This is a genomic window from Ktedonobacter racemifer DSM 44963 (assembly GCF_000178855.1).
GTDB classification, from domain to species: domain Bacteria; phylum Chloroflexota; class Ktedonobacteria; order Ktedonobacterales; family Ktedonobacteraceae; genus Ktedonobacter; species Ktedonobacter racemifer.
Genome location: NZ_ADVG01000001.1, coordinates 2,960,783 through 2,976,510, shown reverse-complemented (window position 1 = coordinate 2,976,510; position 15,728 = coordinate 2,960,783). Strand labels below are relative to the sequence as shown.

Below are 15,728 nucleotides of genomic sequence, written 5' to 3'. Positions count from 1 at the left end.
GGACCGATGACCCGTTCTATCACTCTTTGTATCAATCTTTATATATAACACGCTCTATGAGATGTGCGCCCTATTAAAGGAGATCGTTATGGCCAGGTTTTATTATGGTGGACAGGCGGTGATTGAAGGGGTCATGATGCGGGGAAAGACGTCTTTCGCGGTCGCTATGCGCAAGGCTGATCAAAGCATCTATGTGTATGAGGAGCCGCTGCCAGAGCGCCTTCGTAGTAAATTTTTTCGCTTGCCCTTTGTGCGTGGCGTGTTGCTACTCTGGGAGACCCTGGTCCTCGGTTCGCGCATTATGACGCTTTCGGCCAATGTCGCCTCCGAAGAACCTGGAACTGAGTCTGATAATCAGGCAACCACGAAGACAGAGCAGGCCCCTGTCAATGAAGATCCAACGAAGATGAGTGGATCAATGACCCTCTCGCTGGTTATCTCCATGACCATCGCGGTGGCAATCTTTTTTGTGGGTCCGCTGGTGGTAACGAATCTCCTGGGGCATTGGATTGGCACAGGCTGGCTAAGCCTTATCCTGGAGGGTGTGCTACGCCTGGCGCTCTTGATTGGCTATCTCCTTCTGATCGGGCGCGTGCCTGATATTCAGCGCGTCTTTGGCTATCACGGAGCCGAGCACAAGGCAATTAACGCTATGGAGCACGGTGAGCCGCTGGATGTCGGGCATGTGCGCACTGCCACGCGTGTGCATACGCGTTGTGGGACCGGCTTCTTGCTGATTGTCGCGGTCCTCTCGATCCTCGTTTTTGCCCTGGTGGTGACGCCCTCACTGCCGATTAAACTTCTATCGCGTATCGTGCTTGTGCCGGTTGTGGCATCCATCGCGTATGAATTGATGCGCCTGGGCGCGGCCAACTATCGTTTGCGCCTGGTGCGCTGGCTGCTTGCCCCTGGCCTGGCCTTGCAGAGCTTGACAACGCGCGAGCCGGATGATGCAATGATTGAATGCTCGATTGCCGCTCTGCAACGCGTACTGGAGAACGACCAGAAGGCGGAAGCTGAGGCGCAAGAGCCCGCGCCGCTTGTGACAGCCTAGTTAGCCTGGCGTGTAAGTTCTTTCTAGTAGGAGGATGTGTGCATCGTGGCGGCCGCCTAATCAACCCGATGTGTGCATCGTGGCGGCCTGCAGCCGCCACGATGCATACATCCTCCTACCTAGCGAGCGCCGCAGGCGCGAGAGGTCACGCAAATATACCATTGTAAATGGGAAGGAAAACGCATCGGTGACGCAATCACAATCAAATCAGGTCGCTCCCCCTCCTGGTGAGAGACCAGAAGATAAAAATATCAAGGCCTTTGCCGCGGTTGAGCAGGCTGAACTAGAGCAGCAGCAAGCCTCCTCTCAGGCTCGGACGGTCAAATTTTCATTTTGGCGTTGGGGCACCAGTGGCGTCATGCGCCTCCTCTATCGCTACTGGACGCGTATCGCCGCGCATCTCTGCCCGGAGGATTCGCTGGGGGAGCGCATTGCCCATGCTTTGCGCGTTCCGCTGCCTGATACGCTCAATATGAGCTGGGTCAACAGTCATCTCGCGGTTGGTGGCCGGGTACGCCCCGAAGATATTGCGGCACTGGCGAAGGTTGGGGTAACCCATGTCGTCGATACGCGTTCAGAGTATTGTGATGACGCGGAAGCCATGCGTGCCCAGGGAATTGAGCTTTTGTATCTGCCCGCGCCTGACACCTGGCCGCTGAGCATTGAACAGTTGCTAGAAGGATCGCGCTGGGTCAATGCGCAACTGCAAAAGGATGGGCGGGTCCTGATCCACTGTGAGCATGGAGTAGGGCGCAGCGTATTGCTAACCTGTTCCGCGCTGGTGTATGGAGGTATGCATGCCTCGGAGGCGCTTGAACTGGTGCAGCGCCAGCGCTGGCAGGCCGCGCCCAATGGTCGTCAGGTCGCGCGCTTACGCGAATTTGAAGTGGCGTGCAAGTCGCTGCCAAGAACATAACGTTCGATTGCTTCAGCAACGCCATCCTCGGCGTTGCTGGCGGTGATCGCCTTCGCCGCCTCGCGTACCTTCGCGCGTGCCTGCCCCATGGCGACTCCCCAGCCCACGCTTTGCAGCATCTCGATATCGTTATTCCCATCTCCTATGGCCATAACCTGGCTGAGTGGAATGGCTAGATAGCTTGCTAACGCCTGGACACCGCTGGCCTTGGAGCAATGTTGATGCATGATGGATAGCTCGGCTGTGCGATAACTGCCCAGGGGAGTTGTATTCCAGGCGCACTCAAGGGCTGAGATCTCAGGAAGCATGCGCTGAATAATCTCCTCCGATGTAAAGGCGACGACGCGTAGGGGATCAGGCTGACCGAGACAGCAGCGCTGATAATGCAGACGCCGGAGACCTTGCGCGATTTCGAGGTAGGGCGCGATCCAGGTTGTATCAAACTCCTCCGGGCCGGTCCAGGACTCCTCTTGCTCCTCATGGTAGTGATGAATGATAGGCTGGACCTTGTGCCGAACCAGGATCTCCAGGGCCTGGTGCGCGATCTCGGCCTGCAACTTCTGCGTATGGAAGATGCGTCCACCAGGATGCTCAAGGATCAGGGCGCCGTCATACATAATGATCGGGAGATCTATGCCTAGCTCGGAGGCGATATAGCCAGTGTTGACGTAGCGCCGGGCCGTAGCTAGCGTCACAATAATGCCTTTCTCGCGTGCCTGCTCTATCGCGGCGCGTGTACGCGGCGTGATATGTTTGTGTGGGTCGAGGAGCGTACCATCAATATCGATTGCGATCATTTTGATGGATGTGGGTGGAAGAGGTTGTTGCATAGCTTTTAGATAAATTATCTCATTCTAGTAGTTGATAGAGAAACTGTTCATAGCTGTTGTATGGGATCTGCTATCCCTCCGCGCTCTGCTAGGGAGTATTCCAGGTGCATAGTGCTCTTGTGCTTATTATAGGAAGTATGAAGCGACCTTGCAATGTTGAGCAAAAAGTACCGGGGGGACGACGCGTGCTTCAGCAGCGTCGTCCCAACACAACTTCCATACTCTCTTTGTCGGCAGAGAAGAAGAATAAGAGCAGGGGTGTCATACCCCTGGTATGAGGATGTCCTGGCATCATAAAATATGTGTAGGCTTTTTTGTTTGGAACTAGATGGTAGAAAGATAGGGCGATACTGGTGGGTATAAATATGCAAGAAGAACAATTTGCTGAAATGGAACATACTCCTCACTTTGAGGTGAATGATAGAGGGCAGAGTACTAAAATGGATAGAACACAACCAGTGGATACGAGCGTGATTCAGCCGCATATGCGCCATCACTGGATCGATAATGAGGACCTGCCGCTGTTGCCTGATATGCAGCCGGTCAGCACGGTGCGCGATAGCCTGTATGAATTGATCCCCCTGGGGCCACGTGAGATTAAGTTGATTGGAACCCCTGAGTTTCTCCGTTTGCAGCAGGTGAAGCAGCTTGGCTTTGTCTACCGCATCTGGCCGGGGGCGACGCATACACGCTATGAGCATAGTCTTGGTTGCTATCACCTGACTGTGCGGGCCTTACGGGCACTGCTCCAGCGTGGCGAGCGTGGTGGTTTGGACGGGGTCGCGGTCAGCAGCATCCAGGCACTTGTCGTGGCGTCTCTGCTGCATGATATTGGTCACTATCCCTACTCGCACACGATTGAGGAGCTGGGTTCCCCGATTCTGTTGCACGAGCGTATCGGGCGCACGGTGATTGAGAAGAGTTCTATCGCGGATGTGCTGGAGCGCGACTATCATCTCTCGCCTGAGCGCGTAGCCGATTTCATTGATCCCCCTAAAAACCGGCAGAGCCATCCCGATGATGAACTGCTCAGCCACCTCTTGAGTGGTCCCCTGGATGTCGATAAACTGGACTACCTACCACGGGATGCGCGTGGCTGTAACGTTCCCTATGGAGGCGTGGATGTCTCGCGCCTGTTGGGGTCGCTGCTGGTGCATAAGGTGGATGGGAAGCGCAGCATCGTCGTTACCCATAAGGGTGTTAGTCCCCTGCATTCCCTCCTGCATGCGCGCCAGGAGATGTTTGACAACATCTACTGGCATCATACTAGCCGTGCCTTCCAGGTGATGCTGGTGCGCGCGGTCCAGGATGCGCTCCAAAGCGGGCAGCTGAAGGCGGACCAACTGGTGGGCCTGGATGACTACTCGCTGATGACCCTGTTGCGAAGTGAGCCAATGCCGCAGAGCACACGCGCCCTGGCTGAGAGCCTGACCAATCGCCAGCCACATAAAGTCGTGCTGGAGATCAGCCGCATGGCAGGTCGCTTCTTTAACCGCTTGGATGCGTTGTTCTGGGACGCGGAACGCAGACGGCGGGTGGAGTGCCAGCTAGGCGAGCGTCTCTCAGTGATTCTGGATACCGAGATCGCCGAGCATGAGCTGCTCTTTGACATTCCGCGACCGGAGAAGTGGGAGATGGATCTCAATATCGTGTTTGAGCATCCGCCTGTGGGCATGAAACCCTTTATGAGCTGGGTTGAGGTGACCGGGCTACAGCCCGATGACCTGGCACGTTATGAGCAGCACCAGCGCCGTATTCGCCTGGTGGTGTCGGAGCGTCTGCGGTCATTGTTGACCTCGCACCGCGACGATATTGTCCTGCCCACCCTGGAAGAATTAGTATAAGATAAAGATAATATATGTGGGGTAGGCAAAGCCTACCCCACATATATTATCTTTATCTTATTTATATTTAGGATTGAGGGTTTACCGTGTGCAAGACTGCCTTCTCGCGCTTCTGATACATCTGCTTTAAGGCTTTTTCGCGTAGGCGGCGCGCGGGCGCATACTCCATGTCCAGGCGGAGGGCTTGCTCGGAGCAGCGGGCGGCCTCGCGGTAACGCTCAAGTCTGAAGAGCGTATCAGCCTTGAGTGTCCAGAAGCGAACGCTATCGGGGTCAAGCTGAAGTAGTTGATCGAGCGTCTCGCTGGCCTCTTCATAGAGGCCCAGGCCGCGCCAGGCACGCATATAGTTCTCCCAGGCAAAGAGATTATCAGGCACCTGGGCTATTAGTTCGCGGGCCACCTCTTTGAGGGCGTCGTACATCTCAAGCGAGCGCAAGGCCTGTACGGCCTGGATGAGTGAGGGCGTATGACCAGGGTGCATGAGGAGCGCCTCGCGCGTCACTGCTATAACCTCTTGCATACGGCCCAGGCGGCAGAGGATCTCGCCCTTCATTTGCAGCACAAAGAGATTCTGTGGGTCCAACTCAAGCGCCTTACTGAAGTTTTCGAGTGCCTCATTGAGGCGATTAAAGTTGAGCAGAGCAACGCCCTGGTTGGCCCAGGTTCGTGCATCATCAGGAGCGAGCGTGACCGCGCGTTGGGCGCTCCGCAACGCCTCGGGGAAGCGCTGTTGCAGCAGTTGTAGCCCACTTCGATTCAGCCAGGCGAGCGGGAGATTGGTATCGAGCAGGAGTGCCTGGTCGTTGGCGATGGTGGCTTCAGAGATGCGCTCCAGTTTCTGTAAGGCGCGTGCCTTGAAGGCCAGGCCTTGCGCTGAATTGAGCGCAGTCTCAAGCATACGCCTGGCCGTCTCCAGGAGAGCCTCATAGTCGCCCATGGCATCGAGCGCCGTTGCCAGGCCGATAAGCGCCTCTTTATCTTCCTCGTCCTGTTTGCTTAGCTCGCTGAAGTAGAGAATGGCCTGCGACCAGTTCTGGGCCTGCAATTGCTCCTGAGCCTGCTGACGTAACTGGTCAGGCGTAAGCTTATTCTCGCCTGGATATTGTTGCGTAGGTTGCTGCTCGGGCTGATTGAATGTATTCACCGTTTGTGTATTCTCTTCCATTTAACGCTGCTCTTCTCTGCTCGGTTTGAATCCATTATCTCATTAACAGGAGTTATGGGCAACCCCTATCAATATTTGAAACTATACAAAATTTTTACAAAACCTATAAAGATTTCTAAAAATACCCTTGTATAGTATGAACAAGCAAGTAAAAGTTGACTTGCCATGGCCCTTATCTATAAAGCATGGACACCGCTTTCTTATACGCATCGTGTCAGGAGGATACTAGATGCTCAACGAAAATGATTCCACGGATGATGCGACAAATGGTACAGATTATACAAAAATTGATATGTATGCACCATCTACGCAGGATGCCGAACAGTATTCTGGTTCGCAGGAGACCTTAGATGAGCATGAGAAGGTGCAGCCATTGCCACAGGCAGGGCAGCCCGCTTCTTGGGCTCAGCAGACGCAGGCTGGTACCTATGCCGCCTCAACGCCTAATGGGTCGGTACCTCCACCCGTTGGACAGCCGCCAGTGCGCAGGGGACCCAGCACGGCATCTATAGTCCTATTGGCCGTAGTACTCCTGCTCGTCTTTGGTACGGGGCTCTTCGCGGGCTGGCAATTTGGGCGCGGCGGTGTAAGTACACCCAACTCGTCACAGGCTGGCCTCCAAACAGATAGCAGTTCACACTCGCAGGTAACCATCCCTGCACTGAGCGATAACAATATTCAAACTGTACGCGAAGCGGTGGTGACAAATATTCAGCCCGCGGTCGTACAGATCTCGACCGGCTCCAGCCTTGGTTCGGGTGTCGTGATCGATAAGCGTGGGTATATTGTAACGAACAATCACGTGGTCGCGAATGCCCAGAGCCTGACCGTCAAGCTCTTTGATGGTAATCAGTTGAGCGCAACCCTGGTTGGTACGGACGCCACGGATGACCTGGCGGTGATCAAGATTAATCCACCCGCCAACCTGGCGACCGCTAACCTGGGCGACTCATCCTCGCTCAAGGTGGGTCAAGAAGTGCTCGCAGTGGGTAACCCACTGGGGAACTCGCAGACGGTAACTCACGGTATCGTGAGCGCGCTGGGTCGCAATGTCTCAGAGGGTAACGGCGCAACGATTCCGAATACGATTCAGACGGATGCGCCAATCAACCCTGGTAACAGCGGTGGCGCCCTAGTCGACTTGCAGGGCAATGTCATTGGCATTCCAACCCTGGTCGCCATTAACTCAGAGTTCAACACGCCAGCCAATGGTGTTGGTTACGCCATCCCGTCCAACCGGGTGAAGTTTATCGCCACACAGTTGATCGACAATGGTAAGGTAACGCATACTGGTCGTGCGGCCCTCAATGTAACCGTGGTTGCTGTCGATGCCAGTATGGCGCAGCGCAACGGACTCGCAGTGAAGCAGGGTGTGATGATCGTCGAGGTGACGCAGGGTGGAGCGGCAGCCAAGGCTGGCTTGCAGGTGAATGACGTTATCGTACAGATAGATAACAAGAATGTTACCGATTCATCTTCGCTCTCAGATGCTCTTCTGAGCAAGAATGTGGGCGACAAGGTAGCCGTCAAGGTCTACCGTGGCAACCAGCAGTTGACCATTAACGTGGCCCTGGGTGAGTTGCAGGCGCAGACCAAGTAAGCAAACAACTTTGACAACACCTCATCGGCCCTTACAGGTTGATGGTGTCACTATATAGCGCTTTTCCTTGTGCTTGGGATTGGGGGAGGGCGGGTAAGGTTACTTACCCGTCCTCCCTTATTTTTGGCGTTAGCTCAAGGTTTCATCACGCGAAAAGGCTTCTCAGACCAGTAGAACCTTGGTAGGGACCCACTTCAGCGCTTCGGGCTGCGCCCACAGGCAATCAATCGCCTTCGGACGCGCTGAAGTGGGTCCCTACCAAGGTTCTACCGGCCTGGGGAGCCCTGTCGTATGATGCGTGTTTTCCCTCGTACCATTATATGTAGACGCGTGACCTGCCGTGCCACCTTCAGGCGGTGCCCTTTATGGGTATTTAGCAGCGTTGGCCTCATGGGGTCACAGGCTGTGACTGTGGAGATGCGTTTGTAGAGGTGGCTGTTGCCTGGCTCTTCTTGGAGCGCCGCCCAGTCAGCAGGACGCCCGCGAAGAAGACGATCCAGCCAAGAGCCATAATGATCCAGAAGGTGCTCTGTAGACCCAGGACACGTGCCAGGGTACCGGCGGCGGCATCGATCAAGGCTCCGGCCATAATCAGGACGTTGGCCCAGAGTAGATTCAGCGATTGCAGGCCACCAACCTGGCTCTGCTTGCGCACGAGCTTCAGACCAGAGTAGAGGGCCACTCCAGCGATGGCGACGACTCCCAGCGTATTGAGCAGAATCGTGGTGACCAGCCAGGGACCGGGATGGAGTGTGCCTGTACCGGGTGTGCCTGCGATCTGGCTCAATTTCTGCATATCGATAGACCCATCAAAGGTAAAGGCCGTGGCGATCACACTCAAAAACGAGAGGAACGTCAGGCAGGAGCGTGTCAACATTGGTTTGCCCAGGAGGGCAATGCTGCCCAGGCCCAGCCAGGAGGGCATAAGGGCTGCCCCGAGAGTATAGTAGATGCGGAAGCAGAGGATGCCCAGGCTACTGGTTGGCTGAGCTAGTATCATCACAACATAGGCGATAGTCGCCGCGAAGGCCATCAGCAGGGCTATCGACCAGTAAAGCTGATAGACGCGCCTCCGGCGTAGGTACTGGCGCGTAATCATGCCCGCGAAAATCCCCGTCACCAGGACATTGATGATGGGAGAGGCAAATAGAAGTATGGTGTTCATAATCACAACCTGTGTCTGATTGGCTTAATTGAAAGTATCATTGCTCTCATAGACTATACAAAAAACCGCGCTTACGCGCAATGCATAGAAGCTCTACATAGGGCAGAGAGAAGGCCCATGGCAGCACAGAGCTGGCTTAGAGGCGCAGGGGAGCTCTCAAAGCAAACAGGCCTATTCCTCCTACCAGGAGGAACAGCAGGCCCAGCCCCACTCGTCCCAGGACCGTATTCAGATCGAAGAAGAACACTACAGGCCAGCTTGAGATTGAACTGGGAACAGGAGTTGTCGTGGGTGACTTTGTTGTCATCTGAGGTGTAGGAACCTGGGGCGATGCCTCCGTAGCGTGAGGCATCGTACTTCCTGGCTTCTCTGTTTTAGTATTTGATTGTGCGCTGTAGCCACTAGAATTGGTTCCATTAGAAACACTGGAGGTTGGAAGCATCGCAAGCAGGCTGGAGCCTAGGAGGAAGAGGCCGATGACTGCGGCGAGAGCGCTCAAGGTACGCAGCCCACTTCGCGTATAGAGCGACCAGCGAGCGCGTGGCCTCGTTGGCGTGGGTGAGACACTCTCCCTTTCGTCATCTTGCATTTCGGGAAATATGTCATCGGCCTGGGCAGTTGCATACAGCGGTGGTGTATCAGGGAGGCTGCTAGCATTGCGTGCAAGGGTAAAAGACCTGGGTAGGGCTGGGCGTGGGAGGGCCTGGAGGAGCGCGATGGTACGACGCAGCTCATCGAGTTCTTGTGCGCATCTCGCACAGGAGCTCAAATGCCTCGTCAGGCGTTCCTGTTCGGAGGAGGTAAGCTCCCCATCCAGGTACGCTGAGAATTCTTCTGATGTCAGGTGTTGTTCGTCGTATGCCAAGCGTCTACTCCGTCTCCTCAAACATAAGCTGTGTCTATTGGTAGAGATCCATTCAACTGGTTAGACGGTAATCACGGGGTAAAAGTTCCCGGTGTTGTGAGAGATACTGGCGGAGCTTAGTACGTCCACGCGAGATGCGGGACCGGACCGTTCCCAGCGTTGACTGAGTGCTTGCGGCCACCTCTTCATACGAGAAGCCCTCGATATCGCAGAGGACGACCGCGACTCGCTGATCAAGTGGCAACTGTTGCAGGCCCGTTTGAATCAGCTCCTGAAGCTCCTGGTTAAGTAGTCGCGCCTCGGGATTATCGCTGAGATGGGTATCAACCAGGGCGCCAAGTGCCTCCTGGGTGTGGGGTTCGTCATCGTCGGTTAGCTCATCCAGCGAGGCGGCGGGATGGCGTTGCTTATAGCGCCAGTAGTCACAGGCCAGGTTGGAGCCGATGCGCAGGAGCCAGGCACGAAAGGAGGAGCCGCCTTTGAATGACTGGATATGGCGAAAGGCGGAGAAAAAGGCATCCTGCGTCACATCGGCCGCGGCATCAGCATTGCCGAGCACGCGCAGGGCAGAGGCATACATTAGCTGCTGGTAACGTTCAACCAACTGATTAAATGCCTCAAGGTCGCCGCGCTTACTGCGAGCAATAAGCCATGCCTCATCTTCTGGCGTGTGCTTGCTCATACCCTCTCTTGCCTCTCTTCTGAGCGACGGTGTCGCTCTTATGCCTGCTACGCCCGCTAGTGTAGCACAGAATCCCATTTTATGCACGTCCTGGGTCTCTTCTGTTAGCTAGCTTCGTTGACACCCTTCTTTTTTGACGATTATAATTATTTTGAATCAACTCGCTTCTGTTTGTGCAAGAAATGGCCGTTGATTGTGCTTGTCCGTTTCGCTGATGAGGCGGATGCTGGTTCGACGATAGGAACCGCCCAGGCGTATTCCACCAAAAATTTACATCTCTTCGGAGGAATTGCGATGACCACTGAAGGTCTTGAAGATGTTGTGGCTACAACATCGCGAATTTGTGATCTCGATGGTAAACTTGGTAAGTTAACGTACTACGGTATAGATATTCATGACCTGGCTCGTCATTCGAGCTTTGAAGAGACCGCGTACCTGCTCTGGCATGGTGTTCTGCCCACCAAAGCGCAACTGGCGGAAGTGGAGCAGCAGTTACGCGCCAACCGCGCTCTGCCGAGCCGCATCATCGACCTGATGCATTTATTGCCATCTTCCACCACTCCGATGGATGTGTTGCGCACGACCGTCTCCGCCCTTGTAGCCTTTGACGATGACTTAAGCGATAAGTCCACCGCCGCCAATGAGCGACGCGCCATCCGCCTGACATCCGCGCTGCCCACGATCATTATGACCTGGAATAGCATCCGCGAGAAGCGTAACCCCGTTGAGCCTCTCCAGACTGGCACGCACGCGGCGAATATGCTCTACATGCTGACAGGCAAAGAACCAGATGCCTATACCGCCCGCGCCCTGGACGTGGCCTTGATCCTGCATGCCGATCATGAACTAAACGCCTCGACGTTTGCCGCGCGTGTGACCGCTGGCACCAAGGCTGACATGTATGCCTCGGTTGTCGCGGCCATCAGCGCCCTCTCTGGCCCTCTGCATGGGGGCGCCAATGAGCAAGTTATACGCATGTTGCTCAGGATTGGCGAGGTGCGAAACGTTGAGCCGTACCTGGAGGATGCCCTGGCGCGTAAAGAGCGCATCATGGGCTTTGGCCATCGCGTCTACCGCACCGAGGACCCACGCGCGACCCACCTGCGGGCCATGTCCCAGGAGCTGGGCGAGCGCACAGGCGATTCACGCTGGTACGAGATGTCGCGCGCGATTGAGGAGTATATCAAGGGCCATAAGGGCCTCAACGCGAACGTCGACTTCTACTCCGCCTCGGTCTACTACATGATGGGTATTCCCATTGACCTGGATACGCCCATTTTTGCCTCCAGCCGCATCTCTGGCTGGACTGCGCACATCCTTGAACAATACGCCAACAATCGCCTCATTCGCCCTCGCGCCGACTACGTTGGCGCGAAGATCACCGAGTACGTTCCCGTGGAACAGCGCGGATAATAACAAAGTAAGCAATACGGACAAAAAAGAGCGTTTTGTATTCGGTAGGGACCCCCACGATGAATCGGGAGGCTAGCGTGTCCGAATGCCATTTATGGCAGTGCGGCGCAAGTCGAAGCCTTTGATGGGCAACAAACGACCTCCCTCCGACATAGTGGATGGGAACGTTTGGGGCTGCGCCCACAGGCGATTAATCGCCTTCGGACGCGCTAAAGCTGGTCCCTACCGGCCTGGAGAGCTATGTCGCGCGATGGCAAGTTTCCCTATGCCAAATAAATCGTTAAAGGGCGCAAGTACGCGTCTACATATCATGGTACGGGGTTTTCTGTATCATGATATGTAGACGCGTACTTTAGTAGCGTCGTGCCTCCAGAAGGTCCTGTTTGAGGCTGGCGTAGCTCTGGTAGCGCACCTGGGGATCTTCAGCCAGGGCGCGGCTCAAGATAGCCTCAAATTCGGCTGAGACGTTGGGGTTGAGCATGCGCACAGGCGGATAGGTTGGGTAGTGAGGCGGCGCGACATTCGTGATGGCGTGGTGCATGCTGGCCGCCAGGGCATAGATACAGGTCCGGATATCGTAGGGTTTATCCTGGATGGGGAGATAGGGCGAGATCACTAGCTTGCGCGTGGTGCGCTTCCCGTGCTCCAGGCGGCCGCCCGCTGACTGCAAAGGGGGCGGAACCTGAAAGCCCGTCAGGTGGACGCGGTTACGCTGCTGCTCGATAATGATATTGGCGGGCGAGAGGTCGTAGTGGCGCACAATGGGTTGTTGCTGCTCCAGGGCGATCAGGATGTTGAGCACGGCGAGCATATAGGTGCGCACCTCAGCCTCGGGAATGGGGCGCAGCAGCTTCTGTAGACGTTCCTCGATGCTTTCGCCATTGATGTAGGAAAGCACTAGATAATAGTGGCGTCCCTCCGCGAAGCGATCCAGCACGCGTGGTACCAGAGGATGGCGTAGACGGGTCAAGGGCTCGGTCACGTGATCATAGTGGGCCACATCCCTGGCGCGCTGTGCCAGGGGGAGATCGCTGCACTCCCAGCGCTTGAGAACGACGCGCTGATCGTTCTGGCGTTCATCGGTCGCGATGGCGACCATAGTATTGCTCTCTTCAGATTGCTTAAGCACATGTTTGATGGCGTAGCGACCCTGGCGGAGCGTGACGCCTATCAGCGGGCTGCGAGGGACCATGGCGGCGGGAACGGTAAGGCGTCCACATTGGGAGCAGCAGCGCTGGCCAAAGCGTACAGGGGCCTCGCAGTAGGGACAGCGCCGATTGTCATACTCGGCGCCACAGAAGGAGCAGCGCGCGGCCCCGCTACGATTTTGTTGTCCGCAGCGCTGGCAGACATAGCGTTGCAGCGCGATCTGCACGGCCTGGGTATAGCTCCTGGCGAAATCGCTGATGCTGTTATAACGCTGGCGATAGTTCTTGGCGAGGGCGCGCATCAAGACCGCGCTGACCTCAGAGGGGATGCGCATATTTAACTGGTGAGGTGGCATTGGTTGTTCGCCTGCGTGCGCGTACCACATCTCCTCCAGGCGTTTGTACACAAAGGGTGTGCGCCCAGTGAGTAGTTCATAGCAGCAGATCGCCAGGGCGTACTGATCTGAGTCGCGGCGGGGAGTCCCCTGCCATTGCTCAAGCGGCATGTAGGCAGCGGTTCCTGTGATTTCGCCCAGCGAGGCATGCGTCTGCATCCCTAGATAAAACGTTGTGCCGAAGTCCGCGAGCAGCACCTGGCCATTGCGCCCAATGAGCAGGTTGCCAGGTTTGACATCCTGGTGAACCAGGCCATTGTTATGCACATATTGCAGCGCTGAGGCCGTCTGGTGGATATAGGGAATGAGCTCTTCGGCAAAGGCCAGGCGGCGTGTCCCATCCTCGCGACGGAAGAGATCGAGAATGGTCTGGGGAGCATACTCGGTGACCAGGTAGGGGCGTTCGTTCCCCGTGAGCTGGCCGAAGTTATATACAGGCAAAATATTGGGGTGGTGCATGGCCGCGATTCGGCGTGCCTCCTGAAAGAAGCTGGCCTGAGCCTTGGCGGTGAGCTGGTCAAGGCGCAAGACTTTTAAGGCCAGCGTGCGGCTCAGGGGCGCGGGTTCACGTATTTTATATACCTGTCCATAGCTTCCGGCGCCAATGAAGGCCATAATTTCATATGAGCCAATATGCGACCCTTGCACGAGGAAGTCACAGTGTTGGCAGCAAACCGCGTCAGGGGGATTGGAGTGTGTCCCACGCGGATTCAGGCAGTAGGCCAAGGACGTCTCCTACATCTTCTCTATCTGTATTAGTGGCATAGAAACTATCGCTTTCTTTCTACCACATGTACGCCTGTAAGGGGGATGAGTTGCGTTCCTGACAAAAAAGCGGAAGAGGTCATATACCTCTTCCGCTTTGAGCATGTTTGCTTATCTCTACTAGCCCACGCTACCGGACATCTCAAGTTGGATCAAGCGGTTAAGCTCGACCGCGTACTCCATCGGCAGCTCTTTGGTGATGGGCTCGATGAAGCCGTTGACGATGAGGGAGTAGGCCTCGGACTCGTCGAGACCGCGGCTCATCAGGTAGAAGAGCTGGTCCTCGCCGACCTTGGAGACGGTTGCCTCGTGGCCGATCTCGGTCTGGTTCTCCTCGACGCGAATCGTCGGATAGGTATCGGTACGAGCGTTCTCGTCGAGCAGGAGCGCGTCACAGCGTACGCTGGACTTGGTGTGGTGCGCGCCTGGATTGATGCGTACGAGACCGCGATACGACGCGCGACCAGTACCCTTGGAGACCGACTTCGACAGGATCTGCGAAGTGGTGTGGGGGGCAAGGTGCGTGATCTTCGCGCCCGCGTCCTGATGCATACCGTCGTTAGCGAAGGCGACCGAAAGGACGTCACCACGCGCGCCCGGTTCCATCAGCATGACGGCGGGATACTTCATCGTGACCTTAGAGCCCAGGTTACCATCGACCCACTCCATGGTGGCATCGCGATAGGCCGCGGCACGCTTGGTCACCAGGTTATAGACGTTCTTCGACCAGTTCTGGATGGTCGTGTAGCGGATGCGTGCACCCTCCATGGCCTTGATCTCGACCACGGCGCTGTGCAGGCTGTCGCTGGTGTAGCTTGGCGCGGTACAACCCTCGACGTAGTGGACATAGGAGCCCGGCGCGGCAATAATCAGGGTGCGCTCGAACTGGCCCATGTTCTTCGCGTTAATGCGGAAGTACGCCTGTAGGGGAATCTCTACTCGTACATTCTCTGGCACGTAGACAAAGCTGCCACCGCTCCAGACGGCGCTATTGAGCGAGGCGAACTTATTATCGGAAGGCGGAACGATGGTGCCAAAGTGCTCCTTGATCAGGTCAGGATACTCGCGCAAGGCTGTATCCATATCTGTGAAGATAACGCCCAGCTTCTCAAGGTCCTCGCGCATCTTGTGATAGACGGCTTCGCTCTCGTACTGCGCGGTAACGCCCGCCAGGTATTTCTGCTCCGCCTGGGGAATGCCGAGGCGGTCGAAGGTGTCTTTAATCTCTGCTGGGATATCGTCCCAGGTTTTGCCCTGCTGTGGCACGGGCTTAATATAGTAGTAGATATCGTCGAAGTTGATGCCTGAAAGATCAGCACCCCAGGTGGGCATTGGACGCTTCTCGAAGAGTTTCAGGCTCTTGAGACGGAAATCCCGCATCCAGCTGGGTTCACCCTTCATCTCAGAGATCTGTGCGACGACACGCGCATCGATTCCCTTCTCGGACTTGTATGTATAATTTTCTGCTACGTGGAACCCGGCAGTGTAGTTGCCCTGCTCCAGTTCAAATGCCTGACTCATAAAGAATTACTCCACTCGCTGGCTGATGCCGTATTCTCTATTGGTAATGGAAGCGCGACGCTTCCCATCATCCATCCTGCTAATCCTTACTGGGCTACTCGGATTTTCTTTGGTATTATATGTCTTTTTATGCTGCTTGTCAAGGCGAACACCGCTTGCCGACGCTCCGCCTGGCCTCTAGACGCATGTGTGACATGTGCCAGGTAAGTTGACAGGGAGGAAAGAGGGAGGACGACGCTGCTAATGCACGCGCCGGTGACCTTTCTGTACACCCTCTAGAATCAATCGACCAGAGGGCTGCTTCTCTATAGGAGAGGTGGGCAAGTGCTTTTTGTGGTAAGAGCTTGACAGAAGGCGCATAAAGT

General features: G+C 55.8%; 12 protein-coding genes. 5 read left to right on the top strand and 7 right to left on the bottom strand.

The features are described 5' to 3' along the window. Positions 1-88 precede the first annotated feature (88 nt). Complete coding sequence (locus KRAC_RS12675) at positions 89-1,054, top strand: DUF1385 domain-containing protein (RefSeq protein ID WP_007907495.1); 966 nt, start codon at positions 89-91, stop codon at positions 1,052-1,054. A 187-nt stretch (positions 1,055-1,241) separates the two neighbouring features. Further along, positions 1,242-1,970, top strand: coding sequence for a protein-tyrosine phosphatase family protein (locus tag KRAC_RS61395; protein WP_052568187.1), 729 nt, complete (start codon positions 1,242-1,244; stop codon positions 1,968-1,970). Here the strand turns inward: KRAC_RS61395 and KRAC_RS12665 are convergent. Further along, positions 1,913-2,800, bottom strand: coding sequence for a Cof-type HAD-IIB family hydrolase (locus KRAC_RS12665; RefSeq protein WP_007907493.1), 888 nt, complete (start codon positions 2,798-2,800; stop codon positions 1,913-1,915). The two genes, KRAC_RS61395 and KRAC_RS12665, sit on opposite strands and share 58 nt — an antisense overlap. A 440-nt stretch (positions 2,801-3,240) precedes the next feature. On the opposite strand from KRAC_RS12665, the gene KRAC_RS12660 reads away from it, so the two are divergent. Continuing rightward, positions 3,241-4,644 (top strand): HD domain-containing protein, encoded by a 1,404-nt coding sequence (locus tag KRAC_RS12660; protein WP_211221269.1) that lies wholly within the window; start codon positions 3,241-3,243, stop codon positions 4,642-4,644. Positions 4,645-4,711: 67 nt separating this feature from the next. Here KRAC_RS12660 and KRAC_RS12655 read toward each other — a convergent pair whose 3' ends face one another. Then, complete coding sequence (locus KRAC_RS12655; protein ID WP_007907489.1) at positions 4,712-5,809, bottom strand: tetratricopeptide repeat protein; 1,098 nt, start codon at positions 5,807-5,809, stop codon at positions 4,712-4,714. Positions 5,810-6,038: 229 nt separating this feature from the next. Here KRAC_RS12655 and KRAC_RS12650 point away from each other — a divergent pair, with 229 nt between their 5' ends. Further along, entirely contained in the window at positions 6,039-7,409 is a 1,371-nt protein-coding gene (locus KRAC_RS12650) for a S1C family serine protease (protein ID WP_007907488.1), read from the top strand. Between the two features lie 388 nt (positions 7,410-7,797). On the opposite strand, the gene KRAC_RS12645 is transcribed toward KRAC_RS12650, so the two are convergent. From KRAC_RS12645 to KRAC_RS12635, 3 genes are all read right to left on the bottom strand, one after another. Beyond that, positions 7,798-8,574 (bottom strand): hypothetical protein, encoded by a 777-nt coding sequence (locus tag KRAC_RS12645; RefSeq protein WP_007907487.1) that lies wholly within the window; start codon positions 8,572-8,574, stop codon positions 7,798-7,800. 136 nt (positions 8,575-8,710) lie between these two features. After that, positions 8,711-9,439: an anti-sigma factor family protein gene (locus tag KRAC_RS12640; protein WP_007907486.1), complete on the bottom strand. Its 729-nt coding sequence runs from the start codon at positions 9,437-9,439 to the stop codon at positions 8,711-8,713. 52 nt (positions 9,440-9,491) lie between these two features. Next, positions 9,492-10,121 carry a sigma-70 family RNA polymerase sigma factor gene (locus KRAC_RS12635; RefSeq protein ID WP_040442441.1) on the bottom strand — a complete coding sequence of 210 codons (630 nt, stop codon included), beginning with the start codon at positions 10,119-10,121 and terminating at the stop codon, positions 9,492-9,494. A 294-nt stretch (positions 10,122-10,415) separates the two neighbouring features. On the opposite strand from KRAC_RS12635, the gene KRAC_RS12630 reads away from it, so the two are divergent. Then, positions 10,416-11,534 (top strand): citrate synthase, encoded by a 1,119-nt coding sequence (locus tag KRAC_RS12630; protein ID WP_007907483.1) that lies wholly within the window; start codon positions 10,416-10,418, stop codon positions 11,532-11,534. A 352-nt stretch (positions 11,535-11,886) separates the two neighbouring features. On the opposite strand, the gene KRAC_RS12625 is transcribed toward KRAC_RS12630, so the two are convergent. Further along, entirely contained in the window at positions 11,887-13,803 is a 1,917-nt protein-coding gene (locus tag KRAC_RS12625) for a protein kinase domain-containing protein (protein WP_007907482.1), read from the bottom strand. A gap of 159 nt (positions 13,804-13,962) precedes the next feature. Then, entirely contained in the window at positions 13,963-15,363 is a 1,401-nt protein-coding gene (sufB, locus tag KRAC_RS12620) for a Fe-S cluster assembly protein SufB (protein WP_007907480.1), read from the bottom strand. Positions 15,364-15,728 lie beyond the last annotated feature (365 nt).

Excerpts from the sequence above, each read along its gene's own strand:
- KRAC_RS12675 (WP_007907495.1), top strand. The coding sequence starts at position 89 with ATGGCCAGGTTTTATTATGGTGGACAGGCGGTGATTGAAGGGGTCATG.
- KRAC_RS12665 (WP_007907493.1), bottom strand. The coding sequence starts at position 2,800 with ATGCAACAACCTCTTCCACCCACATCCATCAAAATGATCGCAATCGAT.
- KRAC_RS12660 (WP_211221269.1), top strand. The coding sequence starts at position 3,241 with ATGGATAGAACACAACCAGTGGATACGAGCGTGATTCAGCCGCATATG.
- KRAC_RS12655 (WP_007907489.1), bottom strand. The coding sequence starts at position 5,809 with ATGGAAGAGAATACACAAACGGTGAATACATTCAATCAGCCCGAGCAG.
- KRAC_RS12650 (WP_007907488.1), top strand. The coding sequence starts at position 6,039 with ATGCTCAACGAAAATGATTCCACGGATGATGCGACAAATGGTACAGAT.
- KRAC_RS12645 (WP_007907487.1), bottom strand. The coding sequence starts at position 8,574 with ATGAACACCATACTTCTATTTGCCTCTCCCATCATCAATGTCCTGGTG.
- KRAC_RS12635 (WP_040442441.1), bottom strand. The coding sequence starts at position 10,121 with ATGAGCAAGCACACGCCAGAAGATGAGGCATGGCTTATTGCTCGCAGT.
- KRAC_RS12630 (WP_007907483.1), top strand. The coding sequence starts at position 10,416 with ATGACCACTGAAGGTCTTGAAGATGTTGTGGCTACAACATCGCGAATT.
- sufB (WP_007907480.1), bottom strand. The coding sequence starts at position 15,363 with ATGAGTCAGGCATTTGAACTGGAGCAGGGCAACTACACTGCCGGGTTC.